The organism is Ruegeria sp. BG9 (assembly GCF_056538305.1).
Genome location: NZ_JBQFSY010000012.1, coordinates 1 through 24,690, shown reverse-complemented (window position 1 = coordinate 24,690; position 24,690 = coordinate 1). Strand labels below are relative to the sequence as shown.

32 protein-coding genes are annotated in these 24,690 nt (G+C 58.5%); 19 read left to right on the top strand and 13 right to left on the bottom strand.

Annotated features, from left to right (window positions below):
- Window positions 1-168 precede the first annotated feature (168 nt).
- Window positions 169-1,080, bottom strand: coding sequence for a DMT family transporter (locus ACR0I8_RS19525; RefSeq protein WP_170692952.1), 912 nt, complete (start codon window positions 1,078-1,080; stop codon window positions 169-171).
- An 84-nt stretch (window positions 1,081-1,164) separates the two neighbouring features.
- Here ACR0I8_RS19525 and ACR0I8_RS19520 point away from each other — a divergent pair, with 84 nt between their 5' ends.
- Window positions 1,165-1,500, top strand: coding sequence for a metalloregulator ArsR/SmtB family transcription factor (locus tag ACR0I8_RS19520; protein WP_170556359.1), 336 nt, complete (start codon window positions 1,165-1,167; stop codon window positions 1,498-1,500).
- Between the two features lies 1 nt (window position 1,501).
- Here the strand turns inward: ACR0I8_RS19520 and ACR0I8_RS19515 are convergent, their stop codons facing one another.
- The 4 genes from ACR0I8_RS19515 to ACR0I8_RS19500 all read right to left on the bottom strand — a co-directional run bounded on the left by ACR0I8_RS19515 (window position 1,502) and on the right by ACR0I8_RS19500 (window position 4,116).
- The gene (locus ACR0I8_RS19515) at window positions 1,502-1,915 is read right to left on the bottom strand and encodes a universal stress protein (RefSeq protein WP_170681308.1); all 414 of its coding nucleotides are present in this window, start codon (window positions 1,913-1,915) and stop codon (window positions 1,502-1,504) included.
- Window positions 1,916-2,000: 85 nt separating this feature from the next.
- Window positions 2,001-2,276 (bottom strand): hypothetical protein, encoded by a 276-nt coding sequence (locus ACR0I8_RS19510; protein ID WP_170692897.1) that lies wholly within the window; start codon window positions 2,274-2,276, stop codon window positions 2,001-2,003.
- A 59-nt stretch (window positions 2,277-2,335) separates the two neighbouring features.
- Window positions 2,336-3,241: a DMT family transporter gene (locus ACR0I8_RS19505; protein ID WP_170692899.1), complete on the bottom strand. Its 906-nt coding sequence runs from the start codon at window positions 3,239-3,241 to the stop codon at window positions 2,336-2,338.
- Window positions 3,238-4,116 (bottom strand): LysR family transcriptional regulator, encoded by an 879-nt coding sequence (locus tag ACR0I8_RS19500; protein WP_170692901.1) that lies wholly within the window; start codon window positions 4,114-4,116, stop codon window positions 3,238-3,240. Before ACR0I8_RS19500 ends, ACR0I8_RS19505 begins: the two co-directional genes overlap by 4 nt.
- Before the next feature lie 112 nt (window positions 4,117-4,228).
- Between ACR0I8_RS19500 and ACR0I8_RS19495 the strand changes: the two genes are divergently transcribed.
- Together ACR0I8_RS19495 and ACR0I8_RS19490 are read left to right on the top strand one after the other, a co-directional pair.
- A complete protein-coding gene (locus ACR0I8_RS19495) occupies window positions 4,229-4,810 on the top strand; it encodes an NAD(P)H-dependent oxidoreductase (RefSeq protein WP_170692903.1) in 582 nt (193 codons plus the stop codon).
- Window positions 4,811-4,883: 73 nt separating this feature from the next.
- Window positions 4,884-5,624, top strand: a complete 741-nt coding sequence (locus ACR0I8_RS19490) for an aspartate/glutamate racemase family protein (RefSeq protein WP_170692905.1) — start codon at window positions 4,884-4,886, stop codon at window positions 5,622-5,624.
- Here the strand turns inward: ACR0I8_RS19490 and ACR0I8_RS19485 are convergent, their stop codons facing one another.
- Window positions 5,625-6,155 (bottom strand): prolyl-tRNA synthetase associated domain-containing protein, encoded by a 531-nt coding sequence (locus ACR0I8_RS19485; RefSeq protein ID WP_170692907.1) that lies wholly within the window; start codon window positions 6,153-6,155, stop codon window positions 5,625-5,627. It abuts the gene before it with no gap.
- Window positions 6,156-6,243: 88 nt separating this feature from the next.
- Between ACR0I8_RS19485 and ACR0I8_RS19480 the strand changes: the two genes are divergently transcribed.
- From ACR0I8_RS19480 to ACR0I8_RS19430, 11 genes are all read left to right on the top strand, one after another.
- Entirely contained in the window at window positions 6,244-6,762 is a 519-nt protein-coding gene (locus ACR0I8_RS19480; RefSeq protein WP_170692908.1) for a hypothetical protein, read from the top strand.
- A gap of 162 nt (window positions 6,763-6,924) precedes the next feature.
- The gene (gene ffh, locus ACR0I8_RS19475) at window positions 6,925-8,433 is read left to right on the top strand and encodes a signal recognition particle protein (protein ID WP_170692910.1); all 1,509 of its coding nucleotides are present in this window, start codon (window positions 6,925-6,927) and stop codon (window positions 8,431-8,433) included.
- The gene (locus tag ACR0I8_RS19470; RefSeq protein ID WP_170692912.1) at window positions 8,434-8,988 is read left to right on the top strand and encodes a GNAT family N-acetyltransferase; all 555 of its coding nucleotides are present in this window, start codon (window positions 8,434-8,436) and stop codon (window positions 8,986-8,988) included. It abuts the gene before it with no gap.
- Window positions 8,985-9,536 carry a GNAT family N-acetyltransferase gene (locus tag ACR0I8_RS19465; protein WP_170692914.1) on the top strand — a complete coding sequence of 184 codons (552 nt, stop codon included), beginning with the start codon at window positions 8,985-8,987 and terminating at the stop codon, window positions 9,534-9,536. Before ACR0I8_RS19470 ends, ACR0I8_RS19465 begins: the two co-directional genes overlap by 4 nt.
- Entirely contained in the window at window positions 9,533-9,829 is a 297-nt protein-coding gene (locus tag ACR0I8_RS19460; protein WP_170380494.1) for a chorismate mutase, read from the top strand. The genes ACR0I8_RS19465 and ACR0I8_RS19460 overlap by 4 nt, the downstream gene beginning before the upstream one ends.
- Window positions 9,830-9,900: 71 nt before the next feature.
- Window positions 9,901-10,290 carry a 30S ribosomal protein S16 gene (gene rpsP / locus ACR0I8_RS19455; protein WP_170692916.1) on the top strand — a complete coding sequence of 130 codons (390 nt, stop codon included), beginning with the start codon at window positions 9,901-9,903 and terminating at the stop codon, window positions 10,288-10,290.
- Between the two features lie 12 nt (window positions 10,291-10,302).
- Window positions 10,303-10,938: a 5,6-dimethylbenzimidazole synthase gene (gene bluB, locus ACR0I8_RS19450; protein ID WP_170692918.1), complete on the top strand. Its 636-nt coding sequence runs from the start codon at window positions 10,303-10,305 to the stop codon at window positions 10,936-10,938.
- Window positions 10,939-11,081: 143 nt separating this feature from the next.
- The gene (gene rimM / locus ACR0I8_RS19445; protein WP_170692920.1) at window positions 11,082-11,585 is read left to right on the top strand and encodes a ribosome maturation factor RimM; all 504 of its coding nucleotides are present in this window, start codon (window positions 11,082-11,084) and stop codon (window positions 11,583-11,585) included.
- Window positions 11,585-12,400: a hypothetical protein gene (locus ACR0I8_RS19440; protein ID WP_170692922.1), complete on the top strand. Its 816-nt coding sequence runs from the start codon at window positions 11,585-11,587 to the stop codon at window positions 12,398-12,400. The genes rimM and ACR0I8_RS19440 overlap by 1 nt, the downstream gene beginning before the upstream one ends.
- Window positions 12,397-13,206 carry a tRNA (guanosine(37)-N1)-methyltransferase TrmD gene (gene trmD / locus ACR0I8_RS19435; RefSeq protein ID WP_170692925.1) on the top strand — a complete coding sequence of 270 codons (810 nt, stop codon included), beginning with the start codon at window positions 12,397-12,399 and terminating at the stop codon, window positions 13,204-13,206. Before ACR0I8_RS19440 ends, trmD begins: the two co-directional genes overlap by 4 nt.
- Before the next feature lie 231 nt (window positions 13,207-13,437).
- A complete protein-coding gene (locus ACR0I8_RS19430) occupies window positions 13,438-13,770 on the top strand; it encodes a hypothetical protein (RefSeq protein ID WP_170641496.1) in 333 nt (110 codons plus the stop codon).
- Window positions 13,771-13,775: 5 nt separating this feature from the next.
- Here ACR0I8_RS19430 and ACR0I8_RS19425 read toward each other — a convergent pair whose 3' ends face one another.
- Complete coding sequence (locus ACR0I8_RS19425) at window positions 13,776-14,573, bottom strand: glycoside hydrolase family 25 protein (protein ID WP_170692927.1); 798 nt, start codon at window positions 14,571-14,573, stop codon at window positions 13,776-13,778.
- A gap of 366 nt (window positions 14,574-14,939) precedes the next feature.
- Here ACR0I8_RS19425 and rplS point away from each other — a divergent pair, with 366 nt between their 5' ends.
- Together rplS and rpmE are read left to right on the top strand one after the other, a co-directional pair.
- Entirely contained in the window at window positions 14,940-15,323 is a 384-nt protein-coding gene (gene rplS / locus ACR0I8_RS19420) for a 50S ribosomal protein L19 (protein ID WP_170380501.1), read from the top strand.
- An 11-nt stretch (window positions 15,324-15,334) separates the two neighbouring features.
- The gene (gene rpmE, locus ACR0I8_RS19415; RefSeq protein WP_170380502.1) at window positions 15,335-15,556 is read left to right on the top strand and encodes a 50S ribosomal protein L31; all 222 of its coding nucleotides are present in this window, start codon (window positions 15,335-15,337) and stop codon (window positions 15,554-15,556) included.
- 121 nt (window positions 15,557-15,677) lie between these two features.
- Here the strand turns inward: rpmE and ACR0I8_RS19410 are convergent, their stop codons facing one another.
- Both ACR0I8_RS19410 and ACR0I8_RS19405 read right to left on the bottom strand, forming a co-directional pair.
- On the bottom strand, window positions 15,678-17,264 hold the full coding sequence (locus tag ACR0I8_RS19410; protein WP_170692929.1) for an MFS transporter: 1,587 nt from the start codon (window positions 17,262-17,264) through the stop codon (window positions 15,678-15,680).
- Between the two features lie 80 nt (window positions 17,265-17,344).
- Window positions 17,345-18,232, bottom strand: coding sequence for an AEC family transporter (locus tag ACR0I8_RS19405; RefSeq protein WP_170692931.1), 888 nt, complete (start codon window positions 18,230-18,232; stop codon window positions 17,345-17,347).
- Window positions 18,233-18,449: 217 nt separating this feature from the next.
- On the opposite strand from ACR0I8_RS19405, the gene ACR0I8_RS19400 reads away from it, so the two are divergent.
- Window positions 18,450-19,259, top strand: coding sequence for a division plane positioning ATPase MipZ (locus ACR0I8_RS19400; protein ID WP_170463159.1), 810 nt, complete (start codon window positions 18,450-18,452; stop codon window positions 19,257-19,259).
- 56 nt (window positions 19,260-19,315) lie between these two features.
- Here ACR0I8_RS19400 and ACR0I8_RS19395 read toward each other — a convergent pair whose 3' ends face one another.
- On the bottom strand, window positions 19,316-20,002 hold the full coding sequence (locus ACR0I8_RS19395; protein ID WP_170692934.1) for a GNAT family N-acetyltransferase: 687 nt from the start codon (window positions 20,000-20,002) through the stop codon (window positions 19,316-19,318).
- 123 nt (window positions 20,003-20,125) lie between these two features.
- On the opposite strand from ACR0I8_RS19395, the gene ACR0I8_RS19390 reads away from it, so the two are divergent.
- Window positions 20,126-21,061 carry a hydrogen peroxide-inducible genes activator gene (locus ACR0I8_RS19390; protein WP_170692936.1) on the top strand — a complete coding sequence of 312 codons (936 nt, stop codon included), beginning with the start codon at window positions 20,126-20,128 and terminating at the stop codon, window positions 21,059-21,061.
- Window positions 21,062-21,219: 158 nt separating this feature from the next.
- Here ACR0I8_RS19390 and ACR0I8_RS19385 read toward each other — a convergent pair whose 3' ends face one another.
- The 3 genes from ACR0I8_RS19385 to ACR0I8_RS19375 all read right to left on the bottom strand — a co-directional run bounded on the left by ACR0I8_RS19385 (window position 21,220) and on the right by ACR0I8_RS19375 (window position 24,398).
- Window positions 21,220-22,560: a serine hydrolase domain-containing protein gene (locus tag ACR0I8_RS19385; protein ID WP_170692938.1), complete on the bottom strand. Its 1,341-nt coding sequence runs from the start codon at window positions 22,558-22,560 to the stop codon at window positions 21,220-21,222.
- An 81-nt stretch (window positions 22,561-22,641) separates the two neighbouring features.
- Complete coding sequence (locus ACR0I8_RS19380; RefSeq protein ID WP_170692940.1) at window positions 22,642-23,898, bottom strand: adenylate/guanylate cyclase domain-containing protein; 1,257 nt, start codon at window positions 23,896-23,898, stop codon at window positions 22,642-22,644.
- A 59-nt stretch (window positions 23,899-23,957) separates the two neighbouring features.
- Complete coding sequence (locus ACR0I8_RS19375) at window positions 23,958-24,398, bottom strand: MarR family winged helix-turn-helix transcriptional regulator (RefSeq protein WP_170692942.1); 441 nt, start codon at window positions 24,396-24,398, stop codon at window positions 23,958-23,960.
- 57 nt (window positions 24,399-24,455) lie between these two features.
- On the opposite strand from ACR0I8_RS19375, the gene ACR0I8_RS19370 reads away from it, so the two are divergent.
- Window positions 24,456-24,690, top strand: a 235-nt coding sequence (locus tag ACR0I8_RS19370; RefSeq protein ID WP_480703523.1) for a homogentisate 1,2-dioxygenase, incomplete at its 3' end; no start/stop codon positions are given.

Sequence of the window (24,690 nt, the reverse complement as noted above, 5' to 3'; positions counted from 1 at the left end):
AGTCTTGAGGCTAGGTGCTAAGGGGCAAGGGGCTTAGAGTCAACGGGCTTGCGCGCCCGAATTGACGCAGGATAAGTACCTGTTTTTAAGTTATTAAATCACCTAGGTAAAATCGCTCTACTGGACAGGCAAAGGCCAAAATCAGGCAATCCGCCTAAAATGCCATATTCAACCCTTTGGTTGATCTTTGACTTCCGCGCCTTGGCGCATCCGCCGAACAATGCGCCCATCGATCAGCAACAGCCCGACAAGGATCGCCGCCATACCAAACATATGCTCGGGGCGCAGGGCCTCTTGCAACACCCACGTTCCCAGAACCAACGCCGAGACCGGCGCGATGAGGGTAACGGTTGAAATGTTCGTCGGACCCACTTTGGGCAGCAACCAATAGAACACGATGAACGCTGCCGAGGTCAGGACAAATCCGATCATCAGCAGTGACGCCCAGGTCTCAAACCGGGTGACATGGGGCAACCCCTCTTGCCAGAGGGCAAGCGGAGTTATTGCCAGTGTTGCTCCGGTCAGAGCCAAGGCCACCAGAACCACGGGCTGCATATCCCGGAACGCGCGCGCGAAGTTGACCGAGAAGGCATAGCATACCGGAGCCAGCAGGATCAGCAAAATGGCCCAGAACTGGGAACCGGCCCCAGAGTGCAGAACCGGCAGCGACAGCACGACAATTCCCGCGAACCCACAGACCACGCCCAGAGACTTCAAGAAGGTTGCCCGCTCACCCCCTGGCCAGAAATGCGAGACGATGACCGCGAAGGCAGGCGTCGTTGCGTTCACGATACCCGCTACACCCGCGCCGATATGCTGCTGGCCTAGCGCATAAAACGCGAATGGCGCGGCATAGCTGAGCGCACCAAACCCCAGCAAGGCAATCGCGCGGGTTACTGACAGGCGTACATTAAGACGAGCGCCGAGCACGTAGATCCAGCATCCCAGTGCTCCGAACCCGACCCGCCCCATGGACACGGACAGCGGCCCGAGTTCGCGCAGCAAAATGGCGTTGAACATGAAAGACATGCCCCAGCCGATGCCGAGGATACAGATCACCAGCCAGTATTTCAGCGGCATTGAGACACCCATTTGCAAGTCACGGCGCAGCATCGCAATGGGCTGCAAATTGTCAAACCGGTTCCTGCGTATTAGGAACGTGACATGTCAAACGACCTCGATACTGTTTTTGCCGCTTTGGCCGATCCAACCCGCCGCACCATCCTTGCGATGCTGCTGGAGGATGACATGGCCGTCACCGATGTGGCCGAACCGTTCGAGATGTCATTGGCCGCGATCTCGAAACATCTGGTCATTCTGACCCGAGCCGGGCTGATCAGTCAGGAAAAACGTGGGCGGGTGAAATGGTGCAAGCTGGAGCCGGACGCCCTGCGCGCGGCCTCGGTCTGGATGCAGGGCTTCGGGCAGTTCGAACCCGTCAATCTGGACGCGTTCGAACGGTTTTTGGAAGTCGAGCTACCGTCGGGGGACGACCCTTAAGTCATCTGACCACGAAGACCGACATTTTTGAATGCTGCGCCAGTTTCCCGGCGTGGCTCGTGAAGATGTAGTCGGTGATCCGGGGGGCATGTGTGCCGACGACGATCAGGTCTGCGCCAATCTCTTCGGCGGCTTTCGCAAGATCCCCGTCTACTTCGGCGGCGACATCGACAGAGTGGATATTGCGCGTCTCAACCTCGGTGCCACTTAGTTTGCCGATCTCGTCTGCCAGAGCCGATAGGCTTTCGGCAATCGCCTCATCCGTTTGCAAGGCCTCGCCAGGCTGCATACCCGTCACGCTGACGAGAGTAACCTTGGCGCTCTGCCATTTGGCAATTTCTGCCGCGACTGCAGTTGCCTTCTGGACCTCAGGCGGCATATGCAAGTCGACAGGGATCATGATGTGATTGTACATGAATTCCTCCTCTCTCCAGGTTTGAGATTAGAGGACACCGCAATTTGAGGCCTTGATCTGGCTCAACCCCTTAGAAACGGCCGGTTTACCCCTCCTGACTGTACTCTACATCGGTAATCACACCGGTCACATCCGCCCGACAAATCCAAGGTGCTTCAGCACCCGCCACAGAGACGCTCACCACAGTTCCCGTCGCCTCTGACTGCGTTGAGGTCGTCTGAACATCGCCAGATGCCACCCCTGTTTCCGCCGAGACCAGCGCCTCGCAACTGGCCTGCAGATCTGATCCCTTCTTGTCAGAGCCGCTCGGGGCACAGGCACAGAGGAAAAGGGCCGTTCCAATCACGAAAACTCGGGTCATTTTTGCGTTCCTTTCGTGCAATGGTCGAATTCTGCCACAGCTGGGATCAAGCACAAGAGTCACTCCGGCGCTGTTTGCGGAGCAGGCGCTTCGTCTTTCAAGAGCATGAGAAGCGCGAGGATGGTCAGCCCGACCCCACCAAGAATAAGGCCTGTCGGGATGCCGTTGCCCAGCGCGATCTCCCACAGGATCACCCAGCTTGGGACGAGATAAGTATACGCCATCACTTTGGCCGAGGGCAGGCGCAAAGCTGCGAACTGCACCAGCACGAAACTGACAGCTGTTGCAAAGAAGGACAGGTAGAACAGGCCCAGCCAAACGATACCCGGAAGGTTGGCCCAGTCGGTTGCAAGGATGTCGCGCCAGCCAAAGCCGGTCAGCAACAGGCACCCTGCGACGAGCGTGCCGAAGGTGAACACCACGGCCGGCTCGCCCCGGTTCAATTTGCGCACCATCGGGGTGTAGATCGCATGGGCGACACAGCCCCAGAAATAGATGATCTCACCTCCTCCGATCGAGAACGCCCGGAACGCCTGCCAATCAGCGCGAAAGATCACCCAAAGCGCACCTGCCGCGCCGACCACCAAGGCCAGTGCCATCCGGGGCGTTGTGACTTGACGCAACAGCGCCCACCCAGCGAAAGCGGCAATAACGGGCGTAAGGGTAAATACCGCAGCCGCACTGACCGGAGGGGCGGTTTGCAGCCCGTAGAACATCAGCACAAAATAGGTGGCGAACAGCCCGCCAAGCACAAGATACCGCCAAGGCGCCTGCGCCGCGCTTCGTGGCAAACCGGTGGTGGCCAATGCGGCAAGGCCGATCACACCCGCTGCTATCCCGAACCTCACCGCATTCAGCGCCGCCGGGGCGATCTCATTGGCAATGATCGACCCCAATGAGAAACTGCCCGCGACCAGGGCCGAGAAGACCAGCATGGCCAGATGGCCACGCGCTTGTGGGCTCATGGCAGCCAGCCCTTGGACTGGTCCTTCAGGAATTGCAGGAAAGACTGCACCTTGGTCGTGCGATGCAGATCCACATGGGTCACCAGCCACAGCTTGCCGGACCATTCCGGCAATGGCTCCATGACCTCTTCGAGTTCGGGATGGCGCGCGGCCTCCCACCGGGCCATGAAGCCTATCCCTGCCCCGGCCAGAACCGCTTCACCACAGGTGAAGTTGTTGGAACACAGGAAGGTCATCGCCTCAACCGGTGCATTTGCCCGCAGCCAGCGCGAAAATGGCGCACGGCTGTTTTCGTCGTCATTTCCAACAAAGGCGTGGTTGCCAAAATCCTCGACGCCCGAAGGTTTGCCGCGCCGCGCGATATAATCCTTGCTAGCGTAGAGCCCGACTTCCTGCGCGACAAAGGGCTGTACCACGTTGTCTGGTTGATCGGGTGCGGCACCGGCACGAATGGCCACATGTGCCTCACCATATTCCAGTCGAAACAGACGATCCCCGGTCAGATAGCGCACGATCAGGCCCGGATGTGACTTCTGAAACTCGGTCAATGTCGGCACGACCAGAGGGGCCAGCGACGCCAGAGAGGTTACGACCAACTCGCCCGAGACGTCATCGCCGCGCCCTTTCATGCGACCAACCAATTGGTTGAACTGATCTTCTGTGGCTTGGGCCACGCGCAACAGGTCCTCACCCGCTTCGGTCGGGGTGTACCCCCGCGCATGACGCTGGAACAGCTTCACTCCGAGGCGCGCCTCAATGGCGTCGATGTGGCGAATGACCGTTGCATGATGCACGCCCAGAACCTCGGCCGCGCCGCTGACTGTTCCCATACGGGCCACCTGATACGCGGTTCTGACTTCGTCCCAATTGTCCATCACGACCTCATAATGTGCAATTTCAAACACTCAATGTTGACTTAGCCGAGTTTTGTTCGCCAGCGCAACGCTCATATTGGGAGCAGAACAAAAATTCCCCAATGAGGACATCATGACCAAAACAATCCTGCATATCGACGCCTCGGCCCGCCGCACCGGATCAGCAACCCGCGACCTGTCGCATCGCGTCGTCCAGCATCTTGGCGCGGAACGCATCATCCGCCGCGACCTGGCCAGCCCCCTACCCCTGCTGACCGAGGACTGGATCGCCGCAAACTTCACCCCGGCAGACCAACGCGATGCCGTTCAGCGCGATCAATTGGCCCTGTCCGACGAGCTGGTGAACGAACTGCAACGCGCCGATACCATCGTGATCGGCCTGCCCATCTACAACTTTTCGGTCCCGGCGGCGTTCAAGGCATGGATTGATCTGGTTGCCCGAGCCGGTCTGACATTCTCCTACTCCGAGAACGGCCCCAAAGGCCTGCTGGAAGGCAAACGCGCCGTTCTGGCAATCGCATCAGGTGGCACAGCAGTCGGGTCTGAAATCGACTTTGCAACCGACTACGCCAAGCATGTTCTAGGCTTCATAGGCATCACTGACGTCGACGTCGTAGCTGCAGATCAATTGGCCATTGATGCCGACTCGTCGGTCAAAAATGCCCACAAAGCCATTGGTGAACTGGCAGCCTGATCAGGCTCTGGCCAAAGCAAAGCGAAACGTCCAATCTGCACAGCAGTAGCTTTCTGCGGATTGGGCGTTTGTCATGAAAAAGATCGGAATTCTTGGGGGCGTCGGCTGGGCCTCGACGGTGGATTACTACCGCGCGATTTCCGAAGGGGCGAGCCGCCACTTCGCCGCGCGTGGACACGGGTCCCCCCTACCCATTCCACCGATGACAATCGAGTCCGTCACGCAAGCCAAAACACGTGTCTTACGCGGAGTGGCCGGCGATGAGGCCAGTTGGGCCGCATTCGACGCAGTGTTTCGCGAAGCGCTTCTGACCTTGGAGAATGCGGGATGCGACTTTGGAATCATCGCCTCAAACACTCCACACGCACGTCTTAATGCGATCCGGCAGGGCGTGTCGATGCCCATTCTCAGCATCTTCGACGCGACGGCCGAGGTCACCGCGTCAACAGGCGCGTCACGGGCGCTGGTTTTGGGTACAACCGTGACCATGCAGGCGACCAACTACGCAGACAGGTTGGCCGATGAGGGCATCGCCGCGAATGATCGTCTGCCCGAAGTCGAAATCGCCGAGATGCAGGCCATGATCGACAGCGATTTTTATGGCGGTGCGTCAGAATCCGCTCATGACCGGCTACTCACCTTTTGTAACAAGCATGCAGAACCGGGCACGGCCATCCTGCTGGCTTGCACAGAACTGCCACTGGCTTTCCCCAACCATCTGGACGACCCGGTGTTCGAAGCCGATGGACATTTGTTCATCAACCCGTCAGCGGCCCATGTCGCTGCTGCACTGAAACAGGCGTTGGAGGAGTGACTAAGGCAGCCAGGTCACGTCGCATGCGATCCGGTCGAAGAACGCCATCAAATCGGACTGCGTCATCGCGACGGTTCGATCATTGACCAGCGGGTGCATGTAGATCACGTCGGCCTGCTGCGCCGCTGCGTCCATGAAGAAACTCACGTTATTTTGCACCCCGTTGATCATCGCCAGCGGGCTTACTGCACCTGGGCGGATCCCAAGGTTCTGCAACAAGCGATCCGCCGAGCCGAAAGACAGGTTACCGATCCCCAATTCAGCGCCCAGCGCTTTGAGGTCAATCTCGCGGCTCTGTTCAAGCGTCACCAGATAGTTGCGCTTTTTCTTGTCGCGCAGGTACAGGTTCTTCAATCGCAAGGCATTCTCGCCCGGCACCATGAACTGGTCTTCGACGGCCTTCGCATCCTCAACCGTGCGCAGCGGCACATGAGAATGCAGCCGATACTCCAACCCCCAATCATCCAGCTGCGCCAACAACGCATCGGAACTGAGCGGCAATGTGTCCTGAAAAGCGGATGATGCGTCCATGAGACCCTCCTGTTTGACGCGCTCATCGCGCAACACGCGGGCGAATTCAAGCCACGACAGCCCTAGAATTCGATGCTAGCGTGCTGCCATGAAAGTCACGCGCAACACCCCGGACCAATTGATCCTATCCAATACACCCTGGCTGATGGGCATCATGCTGGTTGTCTTCATCCTCTGTTTCGTCGGCGCAGGCCTCTTCATGGCCACCGAAGGGGGTGAGGGCATCTTCTTCGGCATTTTCTTTGCCCTGGTCGGTGGCGGTTTGGGCTTTGGCGCCTTCTGCGTCTTTGTGCGTCGCGTGCAGGTGATACTGGACCGTCGCACAGACAGCATCGTGATCCGTCGCCAATCGATCTTTGGTTATGACACCGTGGAACATGATCTGTCGAACCTCTCCCACGCTGAGGTGGAGACCACCACCTCGAGCCGCAAAGGAAACTCGTCCAAGATGCATCGCCCCGTTTTGATTCTGGAAAAGGGCATGAGTGCTGGCCGTCACCCGATTGTCGAAGCCTATGTGAGCGGAGGCGGCGCACAGCGGATGGTCGATGCGGTCAATGTCTGGCTTCCGGCGCGCAAGGTTGACTCTGACAGCCAATCCGCCTAAAGCCCCATTCAAACATCCGGAAGCGTATGACCTTCCGGTCCCTTGAGTCGTTCAGGGATCGCCCCCCACCAGCGAGTTTCGCCCGTGGGGGCGTTTGTGCATTTAACCGGCGCATCCTATGTAGGGCACGCCATCAGATAACCGGCATAGGAGGCCGAAGGCATGTTTGAAAATCTATCCGAACGCCTCTCTGGCGTCTTTGACCGGCTGACGAAACAAGGCGCGCTGTCCGAGGAAGACGTTAAAACGGCCCTGCGCGAGGTTCGTGTTGCCCTGCTTGAGGCCGACGTCTCGCTGCCCGTGGCACGCGCATTCGTCAAGAAGGTGCAGGAACAGGCGACCGGTCAGGCGGTTACCAAGTCGATCACCCCCGGTCAGCAGGTCGTCAAGATCGTGCATGATGCTTTGGTCGACACGCTGCGGGGCGAGGAAGACCCCGGCAAGCTGAAGATCGACAACCCGCCTGCCCCGATCCTGATGGTCGGTCTGCAGGGCTCGGGTAAGACGACCACCACCGGTAAGCTTGCAAAACGCCTGAAAGAGAAAGAGGGCAAGAAGGTCCTGATGGCCTCGCTCGACGTCTATCGCCCGGCGGCGATGGATCAGTTGGCCGTTCTGGGTACGCAGGTCGGTGTGGATACGTTGCCGATCGTTCCGGGCCAGTCGCCCGTCGACATCGCCAAACGCGCCAAGCAGCAGGCGACGCTGGGCGGCTATGATGTATACATGCTCGACACCGCGGGTCGTCTGCACATTGACGAAGTCCTGATGGACGAGGTCGAGCAGGTCCGAAATGTGGTTGATCCGCGCGAAACCCTACTGGTCGTCGATGGCCTGACCGGTCAGGTCGCGGTTGAAGTCGCCGAGGAGTTCGACGCCAAGGTTGGCATCTCGGGCGTGGTTCTGACCCGGATGGACGGTGACGGGCGCGGTGGTGCGGCGCTGTCGATGCGCGCGGTCACCGGCAAGCCGATCCGCTTTGTCGGTCTGGGTGAGAAGATGGACGCGCTCGAAACCTTCGAGCCGGACCGGATCGCCGGTCGTATTCTGGGCATGGGCGACATCGTTGCTCTGGTCGAAAAAGCCCAGGAAACGATGGAGATGGAACAGACCGAGCGCATGATGAAGCGCATGGTCAAAGGTCAGTTCAACATGAACGACCTAAAAATGCAGCTGGAACAGATGATCCAGATGGGCGGCATGCAGGGCATGATGGGCATGATGCCCGGCATGGGCAAGATGGCCAAGCAGATGGATCAGGCCGGTCTCGACGACAAGATCCTGCGCCAGCAGATCGCCATGATCCAGTCGATGACCAAACGCGAACGCGCCAACCCGCAGCTGCTGCAGGCCAGCCGCAAGAAACGGATTGCGGCGGGTTCTGGGATGGAGGTCAGCGACCTCAACAAGCTGCTCAAGATGCACCGACAGATGTCGGACATGATGAAGAAAATGGGCAAGATGGGCAAAGGCAAGATGCTGAAACAGGCCATGAAGGGCATGTTCGGCAAAGGCGGCCCCTCGCCCGAGGAAATGGCAGCAGGCATGGACCCCAAGGCGCTGGAACAGGCGGCCAAGGCCATGGGCGGCAAGATGCCCGGTGGTCTGCCCGGACTGGGCGGTGGCATGGGCCTGCCTCAGGGCCTCAGCGGGTTTGGCAAGAAGAAGTAAATGACTGCCCTCACGCATCATATCCCCCAGCTTGAGACCGAGCGCCTGATCCTGCGCGCGCCGTCCGAGGCTGATCTTGACGCCGACACTGCGTTCTTCGCCAGCGAAGCTGCGAAGTATGTCGGCGGTCAGATGCGCCGAGATGAAGTGTGGCGTGTGATCGCTGCTCTACTGGGCCACTGGTCGCTGCGCGGCTACGGGTACTGGAGCGTCGATGAAAAAGACACCAGCGAATATCTTGGTCGTGTCGGTCTCTGGTGCCCCGAAGGCTGGCCTGAACCCGAGGTTGGCTGGACGCTGCTGAACCACGCCACTGGCAAGGGATACGCGACTGAGGCCGGGTTTGCAGCGCGCAGCTACGCATACGATGTTCTGGGTTGGGACACTGCGATCTCGCTGATTGACCCCGAAAATCACGCTAGCATCGCCGTTGCCAAACGTTTGGGCGCACAGTTCGAATACAATTACGAGCATCCCAAATACGGGACCTCAGAAATCTGGCGGCACCCTGCCCCGGCGGATCTGGTGAACGGTGGAATGGAGGCCTACGCATGACCTCTTTCACTATCCCCACTGTCGAAACCGAACGTCTGATCCTGCGCGCACCGCATCAGGACGACCTGCCCGCGATGACTGCGTTCTTCAAAACAGAACGCAGCTATATGGTGGGAGGCCCGAAGGATGAGCTGGGCAGCTGGGACTCTCTGGTTAAACGGTTGGGTCATTGGGCGCTCAACGGCTTTGGACTGTGGCATCTAACCGAAAAATCGAGCGGCGCGTTCGTCGGCTGGGCGGGTATGATCTTTGCTCCGGGCTGGGATGAGCCGGAATTGGGCTGGACCCTGATGGAGCAGGCCGAAGGCAAAGGTCTGGGCTTTGAGGCCGCACAAGCCGCGCGCCGCTACGCTGCCCAGCATCAAAGCCTGAACGGCGTGATGTCCTACATTGCCCATGCAAATGACCGCTCGCGCGCTTTGGCCGAGCGTCTTGGCGCCACCTATGAGCGCGAAGCCGAGCTGCTGGGCAAGAAAGCCCAGATGTGGCGTCACCCGCTTATCAACGTTTCTAACACTGCTTTGACCTCCGAAAGGATCGGCCAATGACGAACCCCGTGACACAGGCCGCAACGCTGCTGAAAGAGCATCGCGAAAGCATCGACCGGCTGGACGCGATCCTTGTCTACACGCTGGGCGAGCGTTTCAAGCACACGCAGGCCGTTGGCAAGCTCAAGGCCGAACACGACCTTCCCCCGTCCGATCCCACGCGCGAAGCCGCGCAGATCGCACGGCTAGAAGACCTGGCGAAAGAGGCCGATCTGGACCCCGACTTCGCCAAGGCTTTTCTGAATTTCATCATTCAGGAAGTCATCCGACACCACCGGAAACATCAAGAGTGAACCTCCGGTTCAACAAACACCAGAATTGACCGGGCAATTCCCGGCACACGCCATCTAAAGGAGATACCACCATGGCAATGAAAATTCGTCTCGCCCGCGGCGGCTCGAAAAAACGTCCTTTCTACCGCATCGTAGCTGCCGACAGCCGCATGCCCCGTGACGGCCGTTTCATCGAGAAACTCGGTACCTACAACCCGCTGCTGCCGAAAGACAGCGAAGAGCGCGTGAAAATGAACATGGAGCGCATCCAGTACTGGCTGGATCAGGGCGCTCAGCCTACCGACCGTATCGCGCGCATGTTGGAAGCTGCCGGCACTCGTGACAAAGCCGAGCGCAACAACCCGAACAAGGGTACTCCTGGCAAGAAAGCCCAAGAGCGCGCGGAAGAGAAAGCTGCAAAGGCTGCTGAAGCGACCGAAGCTGCTGCTGCACCGGCTGAAGAAGCTGCAGCAGAAGAATAAGCAGGCTGACGCGTGCAGGATCAGGCTTTCACCGAGGATTTTCGCACGCAGTTTGATCTGTTGATGCGGCTCCGGCGCGATGTGCGTCGGTTCCGCACCGACCCCGTGGACGAGGCAGTGCTGACGCGCTGCCTCGACGCGTTTCTGCTGGCCCCTTCGGTGGGGCTCAGTGAACCCTGGCGCGTGATCCGCGTCGAAAGTGAGGCCGCGCGCGACGCGGCGCTCAAGAATTTCCAAACCGCCAATTCGGACGCTCTGGCCGGGTATTCCGGTGAGAAAGCACAGCTGTATAGCGGCCTCAAACTTTCGGGCATGCAGGAAGCGCCAGTGCAATTGGCGGTGTTCTGCGATGACACAACCAGCAAAGGCCAGGGTCTGGGCGCGGGCACCATGCCCGAGATGCGGCGCTATTCGGTTGTCTCGGCCATCACTCTGTTCTGGCTGGCTCTGCGCGCGCAGGGGCTGGGGCTGGGCTGGGTTTCGATCCTGGACCCCGACCAAATGAACACCGATCTGAACGTCCCGGACAACTGGCGGCTGATCGGCTATTTCTGCGTGGGCTGGCCGGAAGAAGTGTCCGACACGCCCGAGCTGGAACGGGCCGGTTGGGAAGACCGCGACGAGACTCTGCCGATCGAGGTGCGATAGGCCGATGTTCGGATTGTTTCGGCTTCCCATCCTGTTGCTGATCGCTTTTATTGTCGGCGTGTTCTTTGAGCGCAATAACCAGCGTGAAGCCTGCGAAGTGATCGGGCAATGGCGGAACGGACTATGTATAACGGAAGGCTCAAATGAGTGATCTGATCTGCGTCGGCAGCATTGCGGGCTCATACGGTGTGCGCGGCGAGGTGCGGTTGAAAAGCTTTTGCGCCGTGCCAGAAGACATCGAAGCCTATTCGCCACTGACCGACGAAGACGGCAAAGAGCGATTTCCCGTGGTACTCACCCGCGCGATCAAAAACGGATTTGCGGCGCGTCTGGGCGGGGTCGAAACCAAGGAAGAGGCGGACGCCCTGAACGGCCTGCGCCTGTATGCTCGGCGGGATCAACTGCCTTCGCTGCCGGATGACGAGTTCTATCACACCGATCTGATCGGGCTGGAGGTGTATGACACCGGCGGCACCCTGCTGGGCCGGGTCAAATCGGTCCAGAACCACGGCGCGGCGGATTTGTTGGAATTGCACGGGCCGGGTCTGAAATCGACTGTCCTGCTGCCCTTCACTCTGGACGCTGTTCCGACCGTTGATCTGGAGACCGGTCGCATCGTCGCTGATCCGCCAGAAGGCCTGATCTGATGCGGCGCGTTCTGCTGCATCTGGGGTTGCACAAGACAGGCACCACCGTTGCGCAGTCGTTTCTCTACAAGAACCGTCAGCTGATCTGGCCGCATTTTTCACTGATCCTGCCCTACAAAACCCGCAAAACCGGACTTTCAGACATCGCCACGCGGCATTCTGTCTATCGGATGAACAGCACACTGGCCGAGTTCGAAACAGGTGTCCGCGCGCTTCTGGACCCGATCGATTTTGGCACCAGTCGCGGCCTGATCCTCAGCGAGGAGAATTTCGCCGGCCTGCGCCCCAGTCGCAACAGCGCCGAAGGCTACTGGGCGACCCCGGAATTGGCGACGACGCTGGTTGAGCAGGTGACAGACCGTCTGGGGCCTGAGCCGGTCGACCTCACGATCTATCTGTCCTTGCGACAGCGTGAGGATTGGATGCGCAGCCTCTGGGCACATGATCTGCGGCGGACACGGCTGGTGCAGGACTATGACGGCTTCCGAGACGCGCTGAACGACCTCCCCTCCCCAAAAGAGACAGCCGATATGCTTCAGGACCGGCTGCCGCTGGTCAAGGTCCAGACCGAGTGGATGGAGGACCTGCGCAAGCGGCGCTTTGGTCCAGGCGCTCCGTTTGCGGCATTTCTGAATCTACCACGCGACAAGATGTTCAAACTGGTCGCGCCGGAGCCGCACAAGGCCCGTCCGACTGATGATGTTCTGCTAGAATTGCTGGAGTTGAACCGTTCCGCGCTGGACGATGCGGCTTTGATGGCGCAAAAGAAGGCCCTCATCAAACGCGCCAAGGACGATCTGGTTGCCCAATCATGACAGATACACCAAGCAAATCCCACGGTCGCAAGGCCATCCGACCCACTCTGCAACCGCGCGAGTTGATGACTCCGACGCCGGATCTGCACGGCGTATGGAAAGCCAAGATCATCACCTTGTTTCCCAGCGCTTTCCCCGGCGTTCTGGGCGAAAGCCTGACAGGTAAGGCTCTGCAGGAAGGGCTTTGGCAGCTGGAAACTGTTGATTTGCGACAATTCGGGATCGGTAAACACCGCAATGTGGATGACACACCCGCAGGCGGGGGCGCTGGTATGGTGCTGCGGGCCGACGTGTTGGGGCCAGCCATCGAACAGACCATGGCCGGTATCCGCGGCAACTGGCCGCTGATCTACCTAAGCCCACGCGGCAAGCGTATGGACCAGCGGATGATGCGGAACCTCGCGCGCTGCGACGGGATGACCTTGCTCTGCGGCCGGTTCGAGGGCGTGGACGAGCGCGTGTTGGAGCATTACGGCGTGCAAGAAGTCAGCCTCGGCGACTTCGTCATGACCGGCGGCGAGATCGCGGCGCAAGCCCTGATCGACGCCACCGTTCGGCTGATCCCCGGCGTGCTGGGCAATCAGGCCTCGACCGAAGAAGAGAGCTTTTCCTCGGGCCTGTTGGAACACCCGCAATACACGCGCCCCGCAGAATGGAACGGCCGCCCGATCCCCGAGGTCCTGATGTCCGGTCACCACGGCCGCATCGCCGAATGGCGCCAAAAGATGGCCGAGGACATAACGCGGAAACGGAGGCCTGATGTGTGGGACGAATACGTTCGCGCCAGGCAGAAATCTATCAAATGACACAGGCTACTGTGGCCCGCAAACCGCAGGTCCACAGATAAAGCTGGTGCTAATTGCAGTTGAAGAAATCGCGGTCTACTCATCCCAGAGTATTGCGAACGACGCAAAAGAATCGCACATTTGAAAGAACGGCAATTCATGAAAAAGCTATTACTTTTGTGCTGCGTACTTGTCTCGGCATGCGCGACCAGTGCTTTGGAAGACTCCGTGCCAACTCAGGCCGGACATAATATGGCTTCCGCCAGAAACGCGGTGTTGTCTTGCTCAAACGAAGCCGACATCGGCGGTAATGCCGCAGTGATCGGAGCCTATCCCGCCTTCATCCTGATGTCGTCACCTTTGGTCGGGTCTGTGCTTGCATATGGCAGCCGACACGAACTCAGGGCGCAAGGCGAGATGGATCAGGTAGACCGCTGCCTGAGCGAGCGCGGCTTTGACCGCCGCGTGCTGACCCAAGGAGAAGCGTTCTGGCTGCGCAATGCCTACGGTGAGGAACGCGTGCGCAGGCTCGATCACCTTGTCGCAGGTGGTACCGTGGAAAACTACGCGGCGCCTCAATCCTAAGGCGTCTACCCTTTCCACTGCGCCCAAATCTCGGGCGGGCCGCTAAAAACATTGATGTCGACCTTACCCTGAACGCCCGGCACCAGCCCGGTGCCAGTGTATTGCCAGAACCTCCAGACCGCGCCGGGATAGACCTGACGGGGATGTCCCGCGACCGAGCGCAACCAGAACTCGGTCTTTGACAACCGTCCGATATCGGTATCCTGGTAGAAATCCACAGTCGTGTAGACGATGGGTCGGCGGCCATAGTGCCGCTCGAGGATATCGAGGAACTTTTGCGCCTCGGCCCGAACGATTTTGCCATCAGGGCGAAGGGTGCAGGTTTTCGAATGCGGCGTCCATTCCATGTCCAGCACATGCGGCAGGTCCGCACCTTTTGGGACATTCTGAATGAACCACTGCGCCTGTTCACGCGCCGGGCGGCAGAAATAGTAGTAGTGATACGCCCCCCAAGGCACACCTGCCGCCTGCGCGCCGCGGCGATGTTCGTCGAACATCGGGTCGGTAAAATCACCCCCCTCGGTCGCTTTCATGAACACAAAGCTGACGCCCGAGGCCTTGGCCTGCCGCCAGTCAATCGGCCCTTGCCAACGCGACACATCCAATCCGTGAACCGGGTACAGCCCGGGATGTCGCCCATCCCAGTCATGGGGGTCGGCATCGCCAAAATCGGGGTAGATCACGGCGGGCGCGGTCCGGTCCACGCCCGGCGTGGCCTCTACGACCTGCGGCGGAGGTCCTCTGCGTCCGCAGGACATCAAAACAGCGGCCGCCAGGACCAGCATGATTGCAAATCGAGTCATTGTTTCAGCCTGAAATAACTGCTCTTGTAATTGACCTCAGAATGCCTGATCCAACGCACAAAGCAACGTCGCATTCGGGAATTGGCAAAATCCCACCGCCAGTGCCTGCGATTTGGGCTTGATCCCTGTCCGCAAACCCCCTAAAGCAGCGCAATCCGGTGCCGCGTGATGCGACTCCGGTGTTTTGGTTTGTTTCATGGCGCACCGCTTAGCTTTCTTCGGCCAACGCGTGTCAGGGCAGACCGGACCAAAGGAACATTCGATCTGACCTCTGGCGGGCTGTACGCAGGACCCGGTGAAGACCAAGAGCTCTCAGGCCGTGCCCAAACTTCGTGGACCAACCACGAGCAGATAGGAGTGAATGCGATGGACCTGATCGCACAGCTTGAGGCGGAACAGATTGCCGCCCTGGGGAAAGACATCCCCGATTTCAAAGCCGGTGACACCGTTCGTGTCGGCTTTAAAGTGACCGAAGGGTCGCGTACCCGTGTGCAGAACTACGAAGGTGTCTGCATCGCGCGTAAAGGTGGCAACGGCATCGCCGGTTCGTTCACCGTCCGCAAAATCTCGTTCGGCGAAGGCGTGGAGCGTGTGTTCCCGCTGCATTCGACCAACATCGACAGCATCACCGTTGTTCGCCGTGGCCGCGTTCGTCGCGCCAAACTGTACTACCTGCGCACCCGTCGTGGTAAATCCGCACGTATCGCAGAGGTCACCAACTACAAGCCCAAAGCTGGCGCCGAAGCGTAAGGAACGGAAAGATGAAAAAAGACATCCATCCCGATTATCACGTCATCGACGTCAAAATGACCGATGGCACCGTTGTTCAGATGAAATCCACCTGGGGCAGCGAAGGCGATCAGCTGGCTCTGGAAATCGACCCCTCCGTGCACCCCGCATGGACCGGTGGCTCGTCGCGCCTGATGGACGCCGGCGGCCGCGTGTCGAAGTTCAAAAAGAAATACGAAGGTCTGGGCTTCTAAGCCTTATCGCGTTCGGTTTCGAAAGGCCGTCCCTTGGGGGCGGCCTTTTTTGTTTCCGACTAAATGCATGATGCACGCCACGCTGACTTGTTTCCAAAATGAAATCGGATCGATAACTGTCTTACTTCGTCAGTTCCACTGCACTGTGCAGCGGCGGCACTGGTCCGCGCAGAAGCAGCAGCGCCAAAACCATCCCGATCAGAGCGGCAATCGCGGCGACCACCATCGCGCTGTCAAAGGCGTTGTCCTGCAAGTCCCTTAGAGCCTCAGCCAGAGCTGTTCCTGCCGTCGGTTCTAGGCTGGTGAGTAACTGCTGGACCTCGCCAGGTTTGCCGTGGGTCAGCGCATGTGCCAGATCAGCACGCTGCGTTGATCCGGAGGGCAGTGCGTCAATCACTTCGGACAGGCCCCGGCGTGTGGTAATGGACTCTGCCAACCCACCGACCACTGCCCCCAAGGTGGCTCCGAAATAGAGACAGGCGTTGATCACGCCTGAGCCCTGTCCAACATGCTCTTCGGGCAACAGGCGAAGGCCGAGGCGTGGCAGAAGCGAGAAACAGATACCCAACCCGATCCCGACGATCAGCAGCTTCCACCAAATCTCGGAATATTGCGTGGTATTCGAAACTGTCGTCAGCAACAGGAACCCACATGCCATTGCGCCCAGCCCAATCGCAACCGGCCACTGGAAACTGTAGGGCGCCAGAAAGCGAGGCGCGGTGACAGATATGACAAACATGCTTAGGCTCAGCGGCATGATCGCCAAACCAGCTTCGATGGAGGTATAGCCAAAGGCATCCGGCGATTGCACAAATGTGTTGAAATAGACAAAGAAACAGAAAAGCGTGAAACCGGTAAAGAACATTCCCGCGGCGGCCATGAAGTAACGCGGATGGCGGAAATACCGCAGTTCGATCAACGGGTCGTCACTGCGACGCGAGACAATGAACAGCAGGACGGTCGCCAGGGCCGCCACAGCCAGCGGTATTAGCGTCAGCGGTGTGCTCCATCCGCCGCTTTCCCCATTTCTAAGCGCAAAGGACAGCGGCCCGAGAAACAACAGAATGGCAACTGCTCCGGGATAGTCGAATCGTGCCCCGGCAAGGCGTGTGTCAGGCACGTACTTCCGTTTGCTGACATGCAATCCAATGGTGAAGGCCACGACCAGCAGAACCAGATCGGCGGCAAACACCGCGCGCCAGCTAATGTAATGCCCAAAGGCACCGCCTACGATGGGACCAACTCCGATAGCCAGCCCGACAATCGCGCCCCAGAAACCGGTGACACCGGCTCTCTGTTCCTCAGGTGTCGCCGCTGTCAGCAGGGAAAGAGAAGTTCCGAACAACGCCGCCGCCCCCGCGCCTTGCGCACCGCGCCCGATTAACAGCATGGTTGCGTCTTGCGCAAACAGGACCGAGCCTGATCCGAAGGCAAAGACGACCATACCAAAGAAGAAAACTCCCATTTTGCCGGTGATATCACCCAGACGACTGACGATGGTAACAAGCGAGGCGCTGGCGACGGTATAGATCGCCATTACCCATTGCAGGCCGGACGGTGTCAGGTCGAATTCGGCTTTCAGGTTGGGCAGGATCGTCGCAACGGCGGTGGTGTTAAACCCCACAACCATCATGCAGATTGCTGTCATCGCCAGCACCACGCGGGCGCGGGCTTGTGGGGTTACGTCTGTCGGCGTGTTTCCGTTCATCGTGTCACCCTGAGCTTGTGGCTCTTTACCGCAATTTATCAGTAGATTACCGATTTTTACCGCTGGGCATAGGGTTTACGTCAAATCCAGTAGGTCAAGGCCAGCGGTAGAACGAGTATGGTTGTCAAGGTAGACACAAGGATGAACCCGGCGACATCCGGCCCGTATTCCGGTACGTGCTGGTCGATGAACAGGTATGTCGCCACCGAGGACGGCATCAGGCAGCACAGGATCAGGGCGCCGCGCTCTGCACCTGTGAAGCCGAAGAGCCAGACCAGACCCATGGCGATGCCCACAGCCATGACCAGATGCAGCCCGGTCAGCAAGACGGCGCGCCCCAGACTGGCGATCCGCAGCGTTGCCAGCGTGTGGCCCAGTGTCAGCAACATCAGCGGGATCGACAACCCGCCGAGGATATCGAAGGACTTGGCAATCGGTTGCGGCAGGCTGGTCCCTGTAGCCATCAGGATCAGCGACAGGGCCACGGAATAGATGATCGGCGATGTGACCAGCTTTCTGACCGAGAACACTCCGGCCGGGATCCACATGCCAACAGTAAAGATGCTGATCAGCACAACGACGACAAAGGCCATTGTGTAGGCCATCCCCGCATCGCCCAGCGCAAGCAGAGTAATCGGTAGGCCAATATTGCCCACATTCCCATGCATCAGAGGGGTCAGAAACGCCCTTACAGGCAGGCGCAGAAGCCGCAAAGCCACAAAGCCCAGAACGCCAAAACTGGCCACAGCCAGCGCGGCGGCGCTCATCATATCCAGAAACGTGCCCACATTCAGCTTGGTGCCCGCAAGATGCGACAGGATCAGGGTCGGATAGCCGACCCGCGAGACGATCCCTCCGACCACCTTATTGTCAAACGGAGACTTGGCAAGAGCCAGCCCATACCCGATGCCCACGCAAATCAGGACCGGTAAAACCACATTCAGAACGCTCAGGAACAGCTGCTCCAACCGGTATCCTCCTGTCCGATCCCCGATTAAAGAGTGAATCACGGACCCGGTTTTGGCAAGCATGGCGTTCTAAACTGCGAAAGCGATTGGGTTTTCCAAATTAGAGCCTGATATTGGTCGAAACAACGCCCCGAGGTTCTTTTCTTCCCCGCTGACACAACATATAGTGGCTAATAACAACGTGTGGACAAACACGGCAGGGCTTGGGAACGACGGCATGGCACATATCATCGTAGTGGGGAACGAAAAGGGCGGCGCAGGCAAATCGACCGTTTCCATGCATGTGGCCACCGCTCTGGCGCGTCTGGGTCGCAAGGTCAGCACGCTGGATTTAGACCTGCGCCAGCGCAGCTTGGGACGCTATTTCGAGAACCGGGCGAATTTCTTGAAAAACGCTGAGGCGACCCTGCCCAGCCCGCGCCACCACGACCTGCCTGAGATCGATGCCAGCACCCTGAAACCAGGCGAGAACATCTATGACCATCGTCTGTCGGCGGCTGTTTCGCAGCTTGAGAACGACAGCGATTTTATCCTGATTGACTGCCCTGGCTCACACACCCGCCTCAGCCAAGTGGCGCATTCGCTGGCCGATACGCTGATCACACCATTGAACGATAGTTTCATTGATTTCGACCTGTTGGCCCGGATTGATTCCAAGGGTGAAAAGATTCTTGGCCCGTCGGTCTATTCCGAAATGGTGTGGAATGCGCGGCAATTGCGGGCGCAGGCTGGTTTGAAGCCGATCGACTGGGTCGTCGTGCGCAACCGCGTGGGTACTCAGCGCATGGTCAACAAGGAAAAGATGCAACGCGCGATCGAGATGCTGTCGCAACGCATCGGGTTCCGTGTCGCTTCGGGCTTTTCGGAACGGGTCATCTTCCGCGAGCTCTTTCCCCGCGGCCTCACTCTGTTGGACCTTAAAGATATTGGCGTCAAACAGCTGAACATCTCGAACATCGCCGCGCGTCAGGAGCTGCGCGACATGATGCGAGAGCTGAACTTGCCCGGCGTCGAAATCGACTTCTAAGCGCTATTTGAACCGCTTACTCGCCAGACCTGGCAACCCCCATCGGGCACTACAGCCTAAGACGCGCGGCGGTAGCGCTCGAATGTTATCCAGACAGTGTCACGAGAGATCTCGGCAAAGCGGCACTTCTTGAGGATCGATTGAGACGCAATATTGCTCTCGTGCACAACCGCAAACAGCCGATCAATCTCAGGGTTTTGGCGCAAGCACTGCGTGCAGAATTGCGCTACGATGGAGCCGGCGTACCCTTTGCCCCAATGCTGCTCGCCGATCCAATAGCTAATTTCGGCGCTGTCTTGTCCCACCCTCAGCATTCTGGCTTGTCCGATGACATTGTCGTCTACCGTGGCGGCCAATACTTCGTGATGGTCTTCACCCGTCAATTCGATCAACTGTCGCGCGTCATCCTCGCTGATTGCACCCGGGTATCGATCGGGCAAATATTGCCACAAGCGTTCTGACGAGAGCATGGCAGCATAGTTAGCTGCATCCTGCGCCTGCCAGGGACGCAACCGAATTTGCCGAGATTGAGGCCGGCTGGAGGCTTCAGATATGTCATCCTCACAGAGCAGAGGCACCCATCCAATTTGCACAGGATCATATGCCAACTCGATGCCACGCATCTTGCACCAGTCAATTTCGTCCCGTGAAAGGACACCCTGCGATCGCGAAGTTGGCAAGTGGACTGAGGCTAGAAACGCGCGGACATCGTCCGTTTTGGCAAATTCGTTTTGAATATTCATGAAATCCTCCGAGCAAACGCACCAAAAACAAGCGCTCTAAAACAGGTCACTATCTAATGATGGTTGTTTCAGCTCAATAAAATAGCCTATTGTGCAAGAAACTTTGATTGGAAAAACCTATCAATGAGCTTGCAGCTGACACTAAAACAACTGGCTTACTTCCGAGCGCTGGCCGAAACTGGTCACTACAGAAAAGCCGCTGAGCGGATAGGCATCAGCCAGCCATCTCTCAGCCTGCAGATTGCCAATCTCGAAGCCGCGCTTGAACTGAAACTGGTCGAGCGCGGCAGAGCCGGAGCAGTGCTGACACCAGAGGGGCGCGAAGTACTGGAAAAAACCCGAAGCATCTTGTCAGAGGTCGCTTCGCTACAAGAGACGTCCGGCCGGATGAAATCCGAGCTTGCGGGCACGTTCCGACTGGGATCATCACCAACCCTCGGTCCGTACCTTTTGCCGCGTGTTTTTCACCACCTGCATGAAAACCACCCGAACCTAAAACTGACAGTGCGAGACGGAGCGCCATCCGAACTGATGCAGGAGCTTCTAAGCGGGGTACATGATTTCATTCTGACGCAATTGCCCGTGAACTCGTCAGACGTCACGATCCTGCGCCTGCTTCGGGAACCTCTGAAACTTGCGGTGGCCCGAAATCACCGACTTGCCCACAAGGAAATGGCCAATGACCAAGATCTGAAGGGTGAGAGCATTCTGGCGCTCTCTCGTCGTTTCACGCTTCACAACCAAGTTGCAGACCTCGCAAGTACTGTAGGGGCCAACCTCCTTTACGACTACGAGGGCACAAGTCTAGACGCAATTCGGCAGATGACAGCTATGAATATCGGCGTGTCCTTTCTTCCCTCGCTTTACGCTGCATCTGAAATCCCAGAGATCGGCGGAGATGTGGTTCTGGTGCCCTATCGCCCGGGACGGTTGAACAGGTCCATCGGTCTGGTTTGGCGAAAATCTAGCGGTCACCATAAGACGTTCGCTTTCCTTTCGGAGATTATTCTCAGTGTCGCGAGAAAAGAGTTTTCGGGATTGGTCAGCATCGAAGGCTAGAAGGAGTGCGTATGGACCGATTTGCCTGCGAGCAGGTGGTTCTTCTTCAGGATAGAACCCGATTTTGCCAATCCGCTCTGGAATCGCTTTTCAGAGATCGACGCGACAGGTCTGAGCAAGAGGAAAACCTGCGACCGCCGTCTGTACGCTGCAGCAGCTCAGCCGTCACCCACAGCCGCAATCAGAGCCTTGGCCAAAGGCAGTGGCGAGTATCCTAACCGTGACGGCGTCAGCCCCAAACGCACCACGACCATATCTTGTGAAGGAAAAATGCCAACGGATTGGCCGTCATGGCCCTGCAGCCAGACGGTGTCCTCGAATTGCGGCTCACCACGTGGGCCGTCCAGCCACATATGCCCTTTGGCATAAGCTCCGTCCGAGATTGCGACGGGTTCAAACATCCAATCGGTGTAACCTTCGGGCAAGATCTGTTGCCCTTTCCAAACACCGCCCTGCAGCAGAAACTGCCCAAAGCGCGCCCAGTCGCGCGCGGTGGCGTACATGTAGCTTGAACCCACGAATGTATCTGCCCCATCGGTCTCCATCACAGCTGAGTGCATGCCCAGAGGGTCGAATAGTGCTGTGCGCGGGTAGCCAAGGTCGCCCTCTTCAAGCTGGCCCTGCCACACCCGCGACAGAACTGTGGACGTGCCCGAGGAATAGCTGAACTCGGTCGCGGTGGGATAGGCGGCGGGGCGTCCAGCTGCGAAATCGACCATGTCATCCTTGAGATACAGCATCCGCGTTACGTCCGAGACATCACCATACTCCTCATCCCATTGCAGGCCACTGGACATGGCCAGCATGTCCTCGACCGTGATGTTGCGGCGCGAGTCCCCGGCAAAATCGGGGAAGACATCCGTCAGATCATCGCCCAGCGCCATGTCGCCCGACTGGATCAGCGTACCAATCAAACCTGCGGTGATCGTTTTGGTCATGGACCATCCCAGCAAGGGGGTTTCGGAATCAAAGCCATCAGCATAGGCCTCGGCAATGATGCGCCCGTCCTTGACCACAACGACGGCGCGGTAGCCTTCGCCCAGCAAGGACGGGTCCGACAATACATCAGCCAGCGCGGGGTTCTCGGACAGAACCACCTCATTTCCATGCGGCCAAAGACCGTTGGGTACGGGCGCGGGTTCGGGCAGCGTTTGATCTGAAAGCTGCGCGTCGTGCACATTGGTGCATCCCAAACCGGGCCGATACTGCGATGTGGCCGGAGCAAAGAAGCCAAACATCCGCGCCTCAACCGATTGGGTCTGCTCGTCGACGCTGACCGAAACCTGTTTCAGCAAAGGGTGCCCTGGCGCCTGAACATCGCTTTGCAGCACGGTCTCTGCGTCGCGCCCGGCAAGGAACACGTTCGAACAGACGATCTTGGCCGAATAGTTGGTGCCCACTTTCAACAGATCCGGAGGCGCCATCCACAGGTAGCCACCTGCTGCGACAACAGCCAATACCAACGCCCCAACGGCGTATTTTAGAACCTTCCCGAACATGCGCCCGTTTCGGACCTAGACGGCCCGCCCCTTTATTCCATTTGATCAGAGGGTTTCACCCTCGCGAACACAGCGCCACCGTTACGTTGCGTTCTTGACCTCTGTCTCTTTGGCGCCGCTTGAGTGTTTGTATATGGTGAAAAGTTCTTTCGGTTCGTTAACACCACGCAACATGTAGCGCCCGACCGAAATCAGCTCCTGGCTGCAGGGTTGTGCAGCGCGGGCGACATCATCGGAAACGAGAATCCTCTGGCCCAACGACCGGTGCATCCCGGCAATCCGGGCTGCCTGATTGACCGCAGGGCCAATCACCGTGAAATCCAGCCGGGTTTCCGAGCCGATATTGCCATAGAGGATCTCACCCGAATGCAGCGCCAGGGTGAAATTCGCCACCCTCTGCCCATCTGCCAATCGTTGCGCGTTCAGCTCTTCCATCCGGCTTTGCAGCATGGCGACAGCGGCCAGAGCCGCGCGGGCATCGGCGTCGCTCTCGCCCACGTCGAACATGGCCATCAGCCCGTCACCCATGAATTTCAGGATGTTGCCGCCATTGTCGTGCACGACGCCCACGGCAACGGCGAGATAGTCGTTCAGCATGTCGATGATTTCGTGACCCGGCATATCCTCGGACAGGGTGGTGAAGCCTTCGAGGTCGAAATTCCAGATCACCGCATCAATCTGTTGCAGCGAACCGCGACGGATTTCGCCAGACAGGACACGCCGCCCCGCATCGCGCCCCAGATAGACGCGCATCAGATCCTTGGCCATGGTCTGGTTCTTGGCGGATTTCAACGCGAGCCCCAGATGCGGCAGCGCGACATGGATTTTCCCCAGATCGCTGTCATCGAAACCGGTCGGAGCGTCGCTGGTCCAGGACATCAGCACTCCGTCACCGATCTTTTTCTCACCGGCCGGGCGCACCTGTTCGGAGCGTTCAAACGAAACACCCGTTGCATAGTAATCAGTCGCTCCGATCTCTCGCAGGTCATTCAGCAGAGGAAACCGGCTTGGTTCGTTCTGGTCCACCAACCGCACACGAAGGTCATCCATATCCTCATGCAAAAGCGCATAGAGAGGGCTGCGTTGCCAGACTTCGCTGGGGGTGTCGGTGTTTGCGAACCGCTCGGATTCTCCGCCGGAATCCCGATACCAGCTATAGCCAGTACCGCCGTAAAGCGGATGCAGCGTCGATTGCGCCGCGTGGAATCGCATCAGGGGAAGGCCCAGATCAATCAGGCGGTTGCAAAAGCCATCCAGCAATTCTTCCTGACCAGCCCCTTCAAGCCCTTTGGAAACAAGCCAGTCGATAAGGTCAAAAATGGGATCTGAAGAGGTCATGGAACTGTCCGTCAAACTACTGCCCTGAATGTGGGCCGCGTCTTGGAAATTACCAGACCTTAGGCCATCCCTGCCAGCCGCCGCAGCATTTTCCTTAGCATCGCGGCCTCGTCTTCCGAGAATGCGCCAGCCAGTTTCGCGTCATAGCGCTCTGCGATACCGCTCAGTTCACGATAGACGGCCTGACCGGCGGGTGTCAGCGTCAGCCATTCGACCCTTCGGTCATCCGCATCCCTGGTGCGCTTGAGGTAACGGCTTTGTTCCAGCTTATGAACCGCGCGGCTGATCTTGGTTTTGTGCAGTTTCGCGCGCGCGCCAATCTCTTTCGCGGTCAGAGTGCCGAAGACACCCAGATGGAACAGCACCCGCCATTCGCTGCGCAGCATGCCATAGCGTTCCTTGTAGAGGCGCTGAAACTCTAACGAGGCTGCCTCAGCTGCCTGATTCAACAGAAACGGCAGAAAACTCTGCAGATCAAAATCATCTTTTTCTTGGGACATGCTTGTTAGTTACAAAAACAACTAATATTTCACAAGCAGAAAACCGAGGAGTTCACGATGTCCAACAAGGCTGCACCGCATGGTCTTACGCAGGCCGTCACACCGGTCGGAACGCATCCCGGCTATATGCCGGGCTTCGGCAATGACTTTGAGACCGAGGCGCTGCCCGGCGCGCTGCCGCAGGGCATGAACAGCCCACAGCGCTGCAACTATGGCCTCTATGGCGAACAGCTCAGCGGCACAGCATTCACCGCCAACCCGCCCGAGCGGACGTGGTGCTATCGCATTCGCC